This window comes from Anoxybacteroides rupiense (assembly GCF_014196195.1).
Classification (GTDB): domain Bacteria; phylum Bacillota; class Bacilli; order Bacillales; family Anoxybacillaceae; genus Anoxybacteroides; species Anoxybacteroides rupiense.
Window position 1 is genome coordinate 327796 of the sequence record NZ_JACIDF010000004.1, and the last position, 15714, is coordinate 343509.

The 15714-nt window shown below is 41.6% G+C and carries 13 protein-coding genes and 2 riboswitches; of the genes, 4 read left to right on the forward strand and 9 right to left on the reverse strand.

The window, feature by feature from the left end; all coding sequences use genetic code 11:
* Positions 1–34 precede the first annotated feature (34 nt).
* Positions 35–142: riboswitch (TPP riboswitch) on the reverse strand.
* Positions 143–284: 142 nt separating this feature from the next.
* Positions 285–1469, forward strand: a complete 1185-nt coding sequence (locus tag GGQ95_RS09400; RefSeq protein ID WP_080860463.1) for a class I SAM-dependent rRNA methyltransferase — start codon at positions 285–287, stop codon at positions 1467–1469.
* Positions 1470–1496: 27 nt separating this feature from the next.
* Here the strand turns inward: GGQ95_RS09400 and GGQ95_RS09405 are convergent, their stop codons facing one another.
* From GGQ95_RS09405 to GGQ95_RS09425, 5 genes are all read right to left on the reverse strand, one after another.
* A complete protein-coding gene (locus GGQ95_RS09405; RefSeq protein ID WP_159719375.1) occupies positions 1497–2024 on the reverse strand; it encodes a YfiT family bacillithiol transferase in 528 nt (175 codons plus the stop codon).
* A gap of 369 nt (positions 2025–2393) precedes the next feature.
* A complete protein-coding gene (locus tag GGQ95_RS09410; protein ID WP_183186666.1) occupies positions 2394–4061 on the reverse strand; it encodes a glycoside hydrolase family 13 protein in 1668 nt (555 codons plus the stop codon).
* Positions 4062–4537: 476 nt separating this feature from the next.
* On the reverse strand, positions 4538–5455 hold the full coding sequence (locus GGQ95_RS09415) for a ketopantoate reductase family protein (protein ID WP_066148003.1): 918 nt from the start codon (positions 5453–5455) through the stop codon (positions 4538–4540).
* 157 nt (positions 5456–5612) lie between these two features.
* Positions 5613–5816, reverse strand: coding sequence for a YbdD/YjiX family protein (locus GGQ95_RS09420; protein WP_044745604.1), 204 nt, complete (start codon positions 5814–5816; stop codon positions 5613–5615).
* Positions 5809–7887 (reverse strand): carbon starvation CstA family protein, encoded by a 2079-nt coding sequence (locus GGQ95_RS09425; protein WP_183186667.1) that lies wholly within the window; start codon positions 7885–7887, stop codon positions 5809–5811. The genes GGQ95_RS09420 and GGQ95_RS09425 overlap by 8 nt, the downstream gene beginning before the upstream one ends.
* A 319-nt stretch (positions 7888–8206) precedes the next feature.
* On the opposite strand from GGQ95_RS09425, the gene GGQ95_RS09430 reads away from it, so the two are divergent.
* The 3 genes from GGQ95_RS09430 (at position 8207) to GGQ95_RS09440 (ending at position 12434) form a co-directional block, all read left to right on the forward strand.
* Positions 8207–8668, forward strand: a complete 462-nt coding sequence (locus GGQ95_RS09430) for a hypothetical protein (protein WP_044745602.1) — start codon at positions 8207–8209, stop codon at positions 8666–8668.
* Between the two features lie 145 nt (positions 8669–8813).
* A riboswitch (cobalamin riboswitch) is annotated at positions 8814–9010 on the forward strand.
* A gap of 125 nt (positions 9011–9135) precedes the next feature.
* A complete protein-coding gene (locus GGQ95_RS09435; protein WP_066147997.1) occupies positions 9136–11376 on the forward strand; it encodes a ribonucleoside-diphosphate reductase subunit alpha in 2241 nt (746 codons plus the stop codon).
* Between the two features lie 17 nt (positions 11377–11393).
* Entirely contained in the window at positions 11394–12434 is a 1041-nt protein-coding gene (locus GGQ95_RS09440) for a ribonucleotide-diphosphate reductase subunit beta (protein ID WP_044745600.1), read from the forward strand.
* A gap of 217 nt (positions 12435–12651) precedes the next feature.
* Here the strand turns inward: GGQ95_RS09440 and GGQ95_RS09445 are convergent, their stop codons facing one another.
* From GGQ95_RS09445 to GGQ95_RS09460, 4 genes are all read right to left on the reverse strand, one after another.
* Complete coding sequence (locus tag GGQ95_RS09445) at positions 12652–13341, reverse strand: TerC family protein (RefSeq protein ID WP_066147992.1); 690 nt, start codon at positions 13339–13341, stop codon at positions 12652–12654.
* 19 nt (positions 13342–13360) lie between these two features.
* Entirely contained in the window at positions 13361–13633 is a 273-nt protein-coding gene (locus GGQ95_RS09450; RefSeq protein ID WP_066147989.1) for a YkvA family protein, read from the reverse strand.
* A 240-nt stretch (positions 13634–13873) separates the two neighbouring features.
* Entirely contained in the window at positions 13874–14335 is a 462-nt protein-coding gene (locus tag GGQ95_RS09455; RefSeq protein ID WP_044745596.1) for a flavodoxin, read from the reverse strand.
* A 290-nt stretch (positions 14336–14625) separates the two neighbouring features.
* Positions 14626–15489, reverse strand: coding sequence for a VOC family protein (locus GGQ95_RS09460; RefSeq protein WP_080860453.1), 864 nt, complete (start codon positions 15487–15489; stop codon positions 14626–14628).
* Between the last annotated feature and the right edge of the window lie 225 nt (positions 15490–15714).

Consider the following 15714-nt stretch of genomic DNA (forward strand, 5'->3'; position numbering starts at 1 on the left):
GCAAAGAAAGTGGTTTACAAACATTTATAAAGCCAGTACGCCACTTCCACTTCCCTACGCTGGCATAATCCAGATCAGGTTCTAAGGGTCTCAAAGGCACACTTTGATCTCAGCCTATCTAAAGGCCCCCCTAGTGGATGATTAGAAGCATGGATATAAAGTTATTTAAATTTATCATATCACTGTTCGTATGATTGTCAAGTCTCCCCTCCTATCATTGCTTCCTAATCGGCAATTCTGTATGATAGAGAAGGCAAATAACTTAATTTAATGGAGTGAAGAATGTGGCAAACGTTTTTTTGAAGCGAAAGCGCAAAAAGCGGCTGGAGCAAGGCCATCCTTGGATTTTTCAAAGTGAAGTAGACTACATTGAAGGTGATTTTGAACCAGGCGATTTTGTGAACGTCTATAACCATCAGCATTACTTTCTCGCAAAGGGGTATATTAATCCTCGCTCACAAATGATTGTGCGCGTCTTAACTCACCATGCAGACGAAGAATTGAACGAAACATTTTTCATGGAAAGGATTCGTCAAGCATGGGCATATCGGGAACGAATGATTCCAGGTGTCCGTTCTTGTCGCGCCATTTATGGTGAAGCCGATTTTTTGCCGGGGCTTATTGTCGATAAATACGAAGATGTACTTGTTGTGCAAATTCTTTCCCTTGGAATGGAAAAGCGAAAAGACTGGATTTTAAAAGGCTTGCTTGAAGTATTTCAACCAAAAGCGATTTATTTGCGCAATGATGTATATGTCCGCGAGCTGGAAGGGCTTGAGCAAGAAAAAGGATTTTGGTACGGCACATGCGATACAGAAGTGATCATTGAAGAAAACGGGGTAAAATACATCGTTGATATTGAAAACGGGCAAAAAACAGGGTTTTTCTTTGACCAACGGCAAAACCGCGCCGCCATTCGCCCGCTCATCGACACGGATACAACCGTTTTGGATTGTTTCACCCATACAGGCTCGTTTATGCTCAATGCTTGTTTATACGGAGCAAAGCATGTCACCGCTGTCGATATTTCCGATCACGCGATTGAGACAGCGAAACGAAACGCAGCACTAAACGGTTTTACGAACGTTGATTTCGTTGTCGCCAATGCGTTCGATTATTTGCGAGAGGCCGTGCACGAAGGAAAGCAGTGGGATGTCGTGATTGTTGATCCCCCGGCATTCGCCAAATCGGCTCACTCTGTTCCAAAGGCCTTGGGCGGATATAAGGACATTAACTTAAACGGTTTAAAATTAGTAAAGGATGGGGGATTTTTTGTTACAGCCAGCTGCTCCTACCATGTCCATGCTGATATGTTTCAAGCGATGGTGGAAGAAGCTGCATTTGATGCAAAAAAAATTTTGCGCCAAGTCCATTGGAGCGGAGCCGGCTATGATCATCCGAAGCTGCTTGCTGCCGATGAAGGCGATTATTTAAAATTTGCCATCTACGAAGTGCATTCACGCAAATGACGGACATCAAGCACGATGTCCGTCATTTCACCATCCTTTTTTCTGGCGCAATTGCTGAATATGTGCAGTATGATGCTTCCCATGCCAAGCATACATAGCCACAAATGTATATAAATCGATTTTCGTTTTGGTCCCTTCATGATAGAACGTTTTTTGAAAATCTTCTGTTGCCAACGATTCAAGCAGCTGTGTCCAACGTCCATGAACTCCTTCAAGCAAACGCAAAGAAAGCTCGACTGACACCGAACGTGCATCGACCGTTTCGGCCCAAGCATTTTCATCAAATGGTTTAATGGAAGGAGCCGCTTCGGTAATCGTCCATTTTGTGCGCAAAAACGCATTCATGCTGGCATCCGCCATATGGTGGACCACTTGCGCTACCGTCCAGCCCCCCTCACGATAAGGTGTGTTCAACTGCTCCTCATTGAATCCACTGACAGCTTCACGCATCGCTGTTGGCAATTGACGAATATCAGCGATCCATTCCTTTATCTTCTCTTCTTGAAACAAAGCTGGCTTTTCAAATTTTCCAATCGGATAGCGAATATCATTCATTTCTTCATCCCTCCCACTTAACCATTCGCCCTATCACTAAGTAAATCCTTTGTTTGTTCCTAACAAAAAATACACCGTATCTATAAAGTATAGATCTTCCCCCCTCCCCTTTGTTTAGAGATGGGAGACTTCTCCGTAGATCTGTTATTGACCATTGAAAAAATAGCGCTTCTTCTTTCCAATCCGCTATCAATTCCATTTTCTATATCAAACATAAATGCAAGCGATGAACAACCAACCGCTTCCAGAGAATTTCGTTCGTCTGAAAGCGATGCTGTTCGGTTGGACGGACTGAAATCGATGATCACCTGCCCACTTTGAGCAAATGTTGACTCATCAAACGATAGATCATTGCATAGGCTCCAAATGCTAAATTTGATTTATATAAACACGCGCTTCGTACGGCCGCAGCTTAAAACGGGTCGCGTTTTTATGCGGCTTGACCTCATAGTTTTGCAGCGCTAAATGGTCTGAAGATAGTTTGATGGCATCATAGCGATAAAGAACCGATTTAGGGCTCAAATTGACAATCACAACCGCTTGTTCATGCCCAAGTGTCCGCGTATAAGCGTAAATCGCTTGATCATTTTCTAAAATTAGATCATACATGCCGTAAACCAATACTTCATGTTCCTTGCGCAGACGAATCATTTTTTTATAAAAGTGAAAAACCGAATGAGGATCGTTTTGCTGCCTTTTTACATTGATCGTTTTATAGTTTTCATTGACTCCTAACCATGGCGTTCCTGTAGTAAAGCCGGCATGAAGCTCGTCAGACCATTGCATCGGCGTGCGGGAATTATCGCGTCCTTTTTGCCAAATCGACGGCATGATTTCTTCATGTGAACGTCCCTTTTCCCGCTCGATCCGATAAAGGTTTTTAATCGCAATATCACGATATTCATCAATCGATTGAAAACGGACATTGGTCATCCCGATTTCTTGTCCTTGATAAATGAACGGAGTTCCTTGCATGAAAAAGTAGAGCGCCCCCAGCGCCTTGGCACTTTCGTTAAGATATTCCTTATCGTTTCCCCATGTTGAAACAGAGCGAGGCTGATCGTGATTTTCAAGGAACAAAGCATTCCAGCCGCCATTTTCAAGCCCTTTTTGCCATTTCGTCAACACACGCTTCAATTGGCGGACATCCACTTGATGATTGATGGTTTTCTCCCATAATCCCAGATGTTCAAATTGAAAGATCATATTAAAAATGCCTTCTTTTTCTCCTACCCATTCCCCCGCCTGCTCCACCTTTACGCCATTCGCTTCTCCGACAGTCATAATATCGTATTGCGCAAACGTTTGCATTTTCAACTCTTTTAAATATTCCATAATGCCTTCTTGATTCATATGGCCCGCAAAGGAAGGAACGTAATCCAACCCCTTGGGATTCGGCAAGTCTGGCAGCCCAGGCTTTTTCTTAATATGAGAAATCGCATCAACACGAAAACCGTCAATCCCTTTATTCAGCCACCACTTAATCATTTCATACAACGCGCGGCGCACCTCATCATTTTCCCAATTTAAATCAGGCTGCTTCGCCGCGAAAACATGCAAGTAATACTGTTTTGTCAACGGATCATATTCCCAAGCCGATCCGCCAAAAATACTTTCCCAGTTATTCGGCTCTTTTCCATTTTTACCATCGCGCCAAATATACCAATCGCGTTTCGGGCTATCTTTTGCAGAACGTGACTCTACAAACCACGGATGTTCATCGCTTGTGTGATTAATCACCAAATCTAAAATGACTTTCATGCCGCGGTTATGCGCTTGCTGCAACAGTTCGTCAAAATCGTTCATATCTCCAAACTCTTCAGCAATGGCATAATAATCACTTATATCATATCCATTGTCGGCATTTGGCGATGGATAAATCGGACAAATCCATATGATATCGATTCCAAGATCGTGCAAATAATCAAGCTTTGAAAGAATGCCGCGAAGATCCCCGATTCCATCTCCATTGGAATCCATAAAGCTTCGCGGATAAATTTGATACACAACCCCTTCTTTCCACCATGCTTTATTCAAAGTAGTACCTCCTCTATTCATCGACATGCAATATCCTAATTATTAAGTTACATGATCCGCTATCGAGATACAATACACTTTGAGAAAAAAGTAAAAACGCTCCTGAATGATCCCCAATCATAAGCATACTCAAGACGGACAATAGCCTTTTTCGTAGCGCCATCGGATACCAGGATTTTTCACAGGAAGTAACAGCCATCATCAAACAAAGGAATACTTGCCGATGATAAACCGAAAAGCAAATAATCCCACCATTCATAACTTAAAGCCTGTAAAAAACATGGGCGGAGACAAGTCGGTGAACTTGCCTCCGCCGCACCAAAACGCAACCAAGCGGCGAACAACTAGCTGCTTTCGACTGCTCCCTTTTCAATTATTCATTCCGTCCACTGAAACGTTCTTGCTTCTCGCTTCTGTCCATTTTTTCCATTTGAAGCTATCCATATCAAGCAAATCAAACATCGTCCCTTCTCAATCTATCCTCTTTGCCGCTCATATAACTTTAAATGATGATACACAGCTTTAAGCAACGGGGTAGTGATTTGATGCTGCTTCGCTAGTTGAAGCAAATATCCTTGCAAATGATCGACTTCGACCATTTGCCCTTTTTCCATATCGCGCTGCATGGAAGATTTCATTTGCGGCGGCATGCTATTCATTTGCGCCCATTGTTTTTCCTCAATGCCGTCTTCAATTGGGGCCCCGTGCGCTCTCATAATGGCTCCGATTTCTTTCAATAAAGCTAAAAGAATTTCTTGCCCGTATTCTCCTGAGCACACCAGACCCATCGGAACACGGAATAATGTCGTCACACCAGACATCGCTGCAATAAATAAATATTTGTGCCACATATCAGTGACAATTTGTTCACTCAACTCAAATCGTGCATTGCATGATGAAAACAGATCATCAAGTCTTTTCACCCGTTGGGTAATCTCACCTGACCATTCACCGAACTTGACAGTGTGAGTAGGACTTGATTGAATAATCGTTCCATCTTCTGCAAGGGTTGTTTCAATAAAACAAAGTCCTCCCAATACGTTCTCTTTTCCAAACTCCTGCCAAAGCAAGTCCATGTGCGCAATACCATTTAATAGCGGTAAAATAAGCGTTCCTTCTCCTACATATGGCTTGACATCGCGAATGGCTTCAGGCAAATGATACGCTTTGTTAGAAAAAATGACAACATCAAACGGTACTGCTTCCTCTGCGGCAACAAGCAGCTTGGGAGTTAGCTGTGCGTCACCATGGACACTGCGAATGACAAGCCCTCGTTTTTCTAATTGCTGTTTTCTTTTTTCGCGAACAAGAAACGTGACATCTACTCCTTTTTCCAGCAGACGACCGCCAAAATAACCGCCGACTGCTCCAGCCCCCACTACTAATATACGCATCTTTGATTCCTCCTTAGCAGATTGGATGAAACGTCCCTAAACCGACAATCCTTCACCGATAAAACAAAATAAAGGCTCCATAAAAAAATCCTATCATGTTCTCTGGCATTTCTAAACAGCAAAGAAAGAGAAAAGGGAGATCAGAATCCCCCTTTTTTCAGCAACACCGAGATACTTTTCCACCTTTGGCGTTATATCTTGCATCTTGTGCCTCGCAAAAAAACTCCTTTCGCGACTTAATCGGTTCTCCCGGGTGATGCGTTTTCATATGTTCAACATAACGTTCATAATTCGGCACCCCAACAAGCAAATCGAAAAATTGCCGCCGATATTTGATCATATTTGCTAGAAGCTTACGCATAATGCTTAACCCCATTTCCATCATCCCGTGGAATATAAGGAGCTTCTTTAAGAGGTGTTGCTTTATTATTCAATACTTTAATCCAAATGTTAATCGACGAAATGAGCACAGCTAAAACGACGAGCATAAAAATGCCGCATAACGCTGCATCTACATAATCATTCATAATAATTTGCCGCATTTGCGCTTCTGTCGTCGCTGGTGCTAAAATATTGCCTTCGTTTAGCGCATTTCTGAATACTTTCGCATGTGATAAAAATCCAATTTTAGCATCCGGATGGAACAATTTTTGAAATCCAGCTGTCATCGTTACAACTAATAGCCACACTGTTGGCACTAACGTTACCCATGCGTATGCCTTTTTCCCCATCTTAAATAAAAGAGTCGTTCCTAATAAAAGGGCGATACCAGCAAGCATTTGGTTGGCAATACCAAACAGCGGCCATAATGTATTGATTCCGCCAAGCGGATCAATGACTCCTTGATAGAGGAAATATCCCCATCCGAGTACACATAAAGCCGTTGCAATAATATTGGCCGGCAATGAATCGGTTTTAGCAAATGGTTTATAAAAATGTCCGATAATATCTTGAATCATGAAGCGGCCAACACGCGTTCCCGCATCAATCGTCGTTAAAATAAATAGCGCTTCAAATAAAATCGCAAAATGGTACCAAAAAGCCATAAATGCTTTTCCACCAATCACTTTTGAAAGGATCACTGCCATCCCAATAGCCAAAGTCGGTGCACCGCCTGTACGCGATAAAATCGTTTGCTCCCCTACATCTTTGGCCAACTCTGTCAATGCGTCTGGGGTAACGACAAATCCCCAAGATGAAACCGTTTGGGCAGCCTGGACTACATCTGTGCCAATAGCAGCTGCTGGACTATTAATCGCAAAATAAACCCCTGGTGTTAGCACGCATGCTGCGACAAGAGCCATTACCGCTACAAACGACTCCATAAGCATCGCCCCATATCCGATTGGGCGGGCATGACTTTCGAGTTCGATCATTTTTGGCGTCGTTCCGGAAGAAACAAGAGCATGGAATCCAGAAACAGCTCCGCACGCAATGGTGATAAATAAAAATGGGAATAAATTTCCTGAAAATACAGGTCCTGTTCCATCCACGAATTTGGTCACAGCAGGCATTTGCAAATCAGGTACAACAACAAGAATACCAAGCGCTAGACCAACGATCGTTCCGATTTTAAGAAAAGTGCTTAAATAATCGCGCGGCGCTAGCAATAGCCATACAGGCAACGCCGAAGCCACAAATCCATAAGCAATCATTAAAAGAGCAATTGTCTCCCCTTTAAATGTAAACATATTGGCTAATGTCGGATGTTCAGCCACATGCTGTCCCGCAATAAGGGAAACAATCAGCAGAACAAAACCGATCAATGAAGCTTCCCCTACGCGGCCTGGCCGCAGATAGCGCATGTAAATTCCCATAAAAATCGCAATCGGAATCGTTGCCGCAATGGTAAACATTCCCCACGGGCTTCCTACAAGCGCTTTCACAACCACCAACGCTAACACGGCTAATAAAATAATCATGATACCTAAAATCCCAAGCATAGCAACAAGCCCTGTGAAGGAGCCCATTTCTTCTTTAATCATTTCACCAAGTGACTTTCCGTTGCGGCGCATTGAAGCAAACAAAATGACAAAATCCTGTACCGCACCTGCTAGTACCACACCGACTACAATCCAAAGCGTGCCCGGCAAATATCCCATCTGTGATGCCAAAATAGGGCCAACAAGCGGGCCAGCTCCTGCAATAGCAGCAAAATGATGTCCGAATAACACCCATTTATTCGTCGGCACATAGTCTTTTCCATCATTCATCACTTCAGCTGGTGTTTTGCGATTATCATCCAGCTCAAATACTTTCTGCGCAATAAATTTGCTATAAAAACGATAAGCCACTGCATATACACACACCGCTGCCACAATGAGCCAAATCGCATTAATCGTTTCGCCGCGGTGCAGAGCCAATACCGCAAAGCCAATGGCTCCAATGATCGAAATCAATCCCCAAATCACGATTGATTTAACCGCTTTCAAAATCCTCTCCCCCTTTGCACTAAAAAATTATACTCTACTCACAGCGATTATACTAACTATTCTGAAAAGTTACCCAAATATTTTCTTAACATGAACAAAACTAGACATAACATGTCAAATTACACACCTAACATGCACCATTTTCAAATTCCCGATCTCAATAGGAACAAAATGTATATTTTCAATAAAATGTAATTATATAAACTGTAAAAAGCGGAAATGATAAAAATAAGGCAGGGCTCTTTTTCTATATACGAGGCGATATAGGATATAGTCGATGATCAACAAATAAAATCCATTAGTAAAGGGTTAAGAAAACGTGAAAGCAATTGAACGGTTGTTATGGAGTATTGCTTTACCAGGATTCGGACAGCTTTTGAATCAAAAGTATTTCAAAGGAACCATCTTTATTTTATTAGAATTTATTGTAAACTCTCAATCCCGATTTAATGAAGCCATTCGCCTGAGCTTTTTGGGAAAAACAATCGAAGCAACCCAAGTCATTGATTTTCAATGGCTTATGTTTTATCCGTGTTTGTATTTTTTTGCAATGTGGGATGCTTATAAAGATGCTGACGGTGGTCGCTCTCCTTACGCTTTTCTTCCATTCGTTTTTTCAGCTTATTTTGTCACAGTTGGACTGATGTACTCTTCCCGCGTTACCATCTTCGGCATTTTTTTTGGACCAATTTGGCTGCCAATGCTCTCAGTTATTCCTGGTGTGCTCACCGGTTTACTGATTCGCTCGCTGCTTATTAAATTTCTCCCACTTCAAAAATAAACGCGCCGATCGAGCGCGTTTTTTATTTTTCCACTTCAGAAATATTATAGTTGAATTTTCCATTGATTTATTATATGATGATACCAGTGCAACTAACAAACACAATATATTGTATCGAAGAATAAAAACAAAAACTATATATAGTAGAACAAACCACAAGTAAAGGTGTCCCTTAGGACTTAATAGGGAATCTGGTGTAAATCCAGAACTGCCCCCGCAACTGTATGTGCGGACGAAATGGAAGCTCCACTGTATACGAAAGCTTATACGGCGCGTATACGGGAAGGATCCAAAGTAGGAAGAAGCACAAGTCAGGAGACCTGCCTTGCTTGTTTCGTTTCACATTCTTCGGGGAGGGAGAAGATGAAGCGATGGTTTAAGAAGGGAAGTTTTATTCCTTTTTATACTATCGTTTCATCCACTCAATCCGGAGTGGATTTTTTTATTGGAAAGAGGAGGAGCCGATAATGACGTTTACTTTTCAAACCGTTTCTCAAGAAGAATTGATTGCCTGGATTCATGATCTTACAAATGAATTTCCTCATCTAGACACATCCGAATATATCAAGCGTGTGCTTCGCATGATTCAAAACAAAGACACTGCGTCCTTCGAACAAATGGCAAATGATTGCATTCTTGAGGGACTTTCATATATTAGCGAAGCAGAACCAGACTGGACCTTTGTTTGCGCCCGCATTTATTTACAGAAGCTTTATCACGAAGCAGCTCAAAATCGCGGTTATCATCCAAAAGAACGCTACGGTGATTTTTACGAGCTGGTCGCTTCTCTCGTTTCCAAGGGAGTTTACAACCATTCTTTGCTTGATGATTATGAAAAAGAAGAAATTAAAGAGATTGGAGCGATCATCAATCCAGAAAAAGACAAGCTATTTACCTATATCGGTCTCCGCACGCTTGCAGATCGCTATCTTGCCCGTGATTATGAAAGAAATTTATATGAACTGCCGCAAGAGCGCTTTCTCATCATCGCGATGACATTGATGGCCAAAGAGCCAAAAACGCAGCGACTTGCCTTTATCCGAGAAGCATACTGGGCATTAAGCAATTTATATATGACGGTTGCCACTCCGACTTTAGCCAATGCAGGAAAAAACTATGGTCAGCTATCAAGCTGCTTTATCGATACGATTGATGACAGCCTGCAAGGTATTTACGACAGCAATACCGATATTGCTAACCTTTCCAAGGCAGGGGGCGGCATTGGCGTCTATCTCGGAAAGATTCGCAGCCGCGGCAGCGATATTAAAGGATTTAAAGGGATTTCATCCGGCGTGATTCCATGGATGAAGCAATTGAATAACACCGCTGTCAGCGTCGATCAGCTTGGCCAAAGAAAAGGAGCCATCTCTGTCTACTTAGACGTGTGGCATAAAGATATTTTTGCTTTTTTAGATGCCAAATTAAACAATGGCGATGAACGGATGAGGACACACGATTTATTCACAGGCGTTTGCATCCCTGATTTATTTATGGAGCAAGTAGAAAAACGCGGAGATTGGTATTTATTTGATCCACACGAAATACGACAAATCATGGGATTCAGTCTAGAAGACTTTTATGATGAAGAAAAAGGGGACGGCAGTTTTCGTCAAAAATATTGGGAATGCGTTCAAGAAAAGCGCCTTTCAAAAGAGAGAGTTCCAGCTATTGAAATTATGAAAAGCATTATGCGCAGCCAGCTAGAATCAGGCACACCATTTATGTTTTATCGCGATGAAGTGAATCGAAAAAATCCGAACTCACATCTCGGCATGATTTATTGTAGCAACCTTTGCACTGAAATTGCCCAAAATCAAAGCCCGACCGTGATGGAAAAACAATATGTAAAAGATGGGAAAATCATCATTGAAAAAATCCCTGGCGATTTTGTCGTCTGCAACCTATCATCGATCAATTTAGCTAAAGCCGTTATGGACGATGTGCTTGAACGGCTCGTCCCTATTCAAATGCGCATGCTTGATAACGTGATTGACTTAAACCAAATCCCTGTTTTGCAGGCACAGTTGACAAATCAAAAATATCGGGCTGTCGGACTAGGCACATTTGGATGGCATCATTTGCTCGCTTTAAAAGGCATTCGCTGGGAATCAGAAGAGGCCGTTTATTATGCGGACGAGCTTTATGAACAAATTGCTTATCTCACTATTCAAGCAAGCATGGAGCTTGCTCAAGAAAAAGGCAGTTACCCAGCGTTTTCTGGATCTGATTGGCAGACAGGGGCCTATTTCGATAAACGTGGCTACAACACTTCCAAATGGATTCATCTGAAAGAAAACGTAGCTAAACATGGAATGCGCAACGGCTATGTGATGGCGATTGCTCCCAATGCTTCGACATCGATTATTGCCGGCAGTACCGCCAGCATTGATCCGATCTTTTTGAAGATGTATGCCGAAGAAAAAAAAGATTATAAGATTCCAGTTACAGCGCCAGACTTAAACGAAAAAACAACTTGGTACTATAAATCAGCCTATCATATTGACCAGTATTGGAGCATTCAACAAAACGCGATGCGACAGCGCCATATTGACCAATCCATCTCATTCAATTTTTACGTAATGAACACCATTAAAGCAAAGGATTTATTAGCCCTTCATCTTGCCGCTTGGAAATCCGGTTTAAAAACAACCTATTATGTTCGTTCAACATCAAGCAACATTGAAGAATGTGAATCATGCGCAAGTTAATATAAGGAGGAGTTATGATGACATCTGCTTTAACGAAACGAATCATTATGGACCCTGAAGCGCCCAACCGTTCCACGCGAATCATCAACGGACGATGCTCGAATGTGCTCAATTGGGACGATATTGCCTATCCTTGGGCATATGCTAAATATAAACGAATGCTCGCCAATTTTTGGACACCATTTGAAATTAATATGTCCCAAGATGTCAAGCAATTTCCATTATTAACCGCACGTGAACAGGATGCTTTTTTAAAAATTATCGGCCTGCTAGCCTTACTTGACAGCATCCAAACAGATTATGCAGGAAAGGTTGCTGATTACATTACCGACTCAAGCATCAACGCGCTGATGATCATGCTGGCTCAACAGGAGGTCATTCATAATCATTCTTATTCTTACGTACTTTCTAGCCTCGTTCCAAAACAAAAGCAAGATGAGGTATTTGAATTTTGGCGAAATGAGCCTATATTGCGGAAAAGAAACGATTTTGTCACAAACGGATATAAAGAATTTGCCGAGCAGCCAAATGTAGAAAATTTATTAAAATCCATTGTCTATGATGTCATTTTAGAAGGCTTATTCTTCTATTCCGGCTTTGCTTTCTTTTATAACTTGGCACGCAATCAAAAAATGGTGGCCACAAGCACTATGATTAATTATATTAATCGCGATGAACATATCCATGTCGACTTATTCGCAAAAATATTCCAAGAGGTTCTGCGCGAATATCCAGAATATCGGACAGATGACTTAGCGGCATTTGTTCAGCAAACCTTTATTCAAGCGGCCGAATTAGAAATCGAATGGGCGAGCTTCATGATCGGCCATGATATTGAAGGCATTCATCTTGAGGATTTACATGATTACATTAAATTTTATGCGAATGTCCGCTGCCACCAGCTTGGCTTCGAGCGTCCATTTGAAGGCTATCGGACAAATCCGCTCCGCTGGATTAAAGCCTATGAAGAAGTAGATCTAGGCAAATCCGACTTTTTTGAACAAAAATCGCGACAATATACAAAAGTGAATGTCGATAATGGCTTCGATGAGCTCTAACAAAGCATCCGCCAATCATTCATGGCCGATGAGCCGGCAAACAAAATCCATTAAACATCCCGTCATTTCTATTTCTGCATCAGAAGGACTGAAAAACGCTTGGCAGACAAGAAACACAGCCGAACGCAAACACAAATCAAACCAAGGCGTTCACGAATAGACAAATAAAGCCTCCCTGCCGGATAAAAGCGTTTCGGCAACAGTCTAAAGCCGCCAATCATTGATTGGCGGCTTTAGCTTCCCCTTTATTATTTTCTTTTCCCTTTTTGATCATGCCAGCGCAAACGACTCCAGCAACGACAAGCAGCTCAAAACCATATTTAATCACAGGATTAGCAAAGTATCCTTTTAAAAACGGCTCATCAACAATCATCTTTGAAGCGGTCCACGCAAGAATGGCACCACCGATTGTAATAATGATTGGAAAACGCTCCACCCATTTCAAAATAAGGGTACTGCCCCACACAACGACTGGAACCGAAATGAGCAATCCCAAAACGACTAATAAAAAGCTACCATGCGCAGCTCCTGCTACTGCTAATACGTTGTCTAAACCCATTAACGCATCAGCGATAATAATGGTTCGAATCGCCTCCCACATGCTTTTCCCTGCCTGTACTTCATGCCCTTTTTCTTCCACCAATAGCTTATAGGCAATCCAGATGAGTAAAACTCCACCGACTAGCAGCAAACCTGGAATTTTTAATAACCATACAACAGCCAGGGTTGCCACGGCGCGAATGACAATCGCTCCAACCGTCCCCCATAGAATCGTTTGCTTTTGTTGCTGTTTTGGCAAATTGCGTGCCGCCAGCCCGATTACAATCGCATTATCTCCAGCTAATACTAAGTCGATAATGATAATAGATAAAAGAGCGGACCAAAACTCCATTGAAAATAACTCCATTTAGCATTTCCTCCTTCCATTACACTCCGTATTTACGCTTTAAGTGATGTGGCGATGCTTCTATCATTTTCTGCAAAATCCACATAAAAATTGCCACATCATCAAAAATACCAAAAATACCTAACCAATCAGGGAGCAGATCAAACGGAAAAACAAAGTAGGCAAATATGATCAGCACATATGTCATCTTTTTAGAAAGCGGTATTTCATGAGAACAAAAAAATCCAACTAAAAATGGGATCAAGCGATAAGTGTGAAAAAGCAATCTCGCTTTTTTCCAGGCTTTTCTCATTCTCTTCCTCCTTTCTTCATGTAATGAAAAAAGACCTTTACCGTTATGGTAAAGGCCTTCTATCAAAACAGACCTTTACCATCGTTCGGTAAAGGTCTTGCTAACAACATCACCGTTGCCAACAAAGCCGAGGGTATATGCCACCCTGAACTGACGACTTTGCTGTAAAAGCTACTCCCCTTTTACGCGCATTTTTCCTATATGCTTACACCCTTATAATAGTCGATTGGCTATAGACTGTCAATATGTACTTGGCTCAGTTAGCATTTTTTGGACAAATTGCTTGCCAAACTGTTTGCAACTCTCCCTTTCTTCACTAGTCGGTGCCAATTCAATCTTTAATCCTTCCAGCACAACAGCTGCCCCTAATTCCTGTAATTTTTCCACTAAAATATCAACCGCGGCTCCGTATTTTTCATAGCCGGAATCACACGAGCCAAATACAGCTGCTTTTTTTCCTGATAAATGAATGGAATCCATTTCATCATAAAAATCAAGAAAATCGTCCGGCAGCTCTCCATCTCCCCATGTATATGCTCCCAATAAAATGCCATCATACGCTTCCAGCTCATCTGCGCTCGCATCCAGCACCTCTTTTACCTCCACTTCTATTCCCTCTTCTTGAATTCCTTCTAAGATGGCATTTGCTATTTCCTCTGTATTTCCTGTCATGCTTGTATACACCATGATTACCTTCATCATGACAATCTCCTTTTCTAAAAACGAATGATAATCATTATCAATAATCATTCTATTTGATAAAGATTATCATTGTCAATTATATTTTTTTATTTCGGTTCAATGAAAATTCGTTTCCACAAAGTAAGGGAGGCTCTATCAATAAATCCATGCTGGTTTTCCGATATTCACTAACCGTTTCGATGATTCTTTCGGTTCATTAAAACGGCTTTCTTATAGCAATTTTTCAACCCGAACGCCTTAACAAAATAAAAAAGCAGGTAGCCTCTGCTTTTTTATTCCTATTTTCAACATCATGCTTTCTGGACTCTTAATTGAATTCGATTTCCAAACGGATCGACTGTTGCTGCTTCTGTTCCTGTCCATTCAACTTTAGCCCCTATTGCTTTCAAGCTTTCAATCGCCTTTTCAAGCTCCTTTTCATGCGGAAAAACGATAGAAAACAAGCGCAAACCAAGCGCGTTTTCCGGCGGTTTCGGAGCTCCTACACCTATCCATGTATTCAATCCAATATGGTGATGGTACCCTCCAGCTGAAACGAATAATGCATGATTGTCCATGCGAATTGTAATATCAAATCCTAAACCTTGGTGATAAAATTGTTCTGCTTCATGCATATGGGCAACATGTAAATGAATATGACCCATTTTCGTTTTTGGCGGCAATCCTGTCCAAGGAGCGTGATCTGCCTCTGCTAGCAATCCCTCTACATCAAGTGACTCGGTCACCCCTTTGTATTCGCCGTTTTCTGCTTTTTCCCATTGCTCTCTTGGCCTATCAGCATAAATTTCAATGCCATTTCCATCTGGATCAGCCAAATACACCGCCTCGCTGAATTGATGATCTGATGCGCCTTGCAGCGGATAACCTACCTTCAGCAAATGAAGCAGCACACGTGCTAGGGTAGAACGATCGGGAACTAAAATGGCAAAATGATATAAGCCCGTCGTTCGCGGCGGTTTCCTTACTGTATCGCTGCTTTCCTCCAATACAATAAGCCGCGTGATCCCGTCAGCTGTTAGCACCGCTAAGTTTCCTTTCTGCTCTAATAGTTGAAGCCCTATCCATTTCGTATAGAAATGAATGGAGCGATCGAGCTTTGCGACACGTAAATGAACATGGCCAATCTCTACTTTCGGATGAATCGTAGATCTCATGAATGAAGACTCCTTTGATTTATTTTAATTTAATAATATTTAAATTCGAGATAAATAAGCAAGTGGTTAAATAAAAATATTTTACTTTTTATCATAAATATCAAATAATAATTAATATAAAAAATATAAAAAAAGAAATAAAATGGATATTTATCCATTTTATAAAAAATGAACAAAGAGGCAATCTCATTGTCCCGTTATAAAGGGAAAATCCTTTTAATTGTT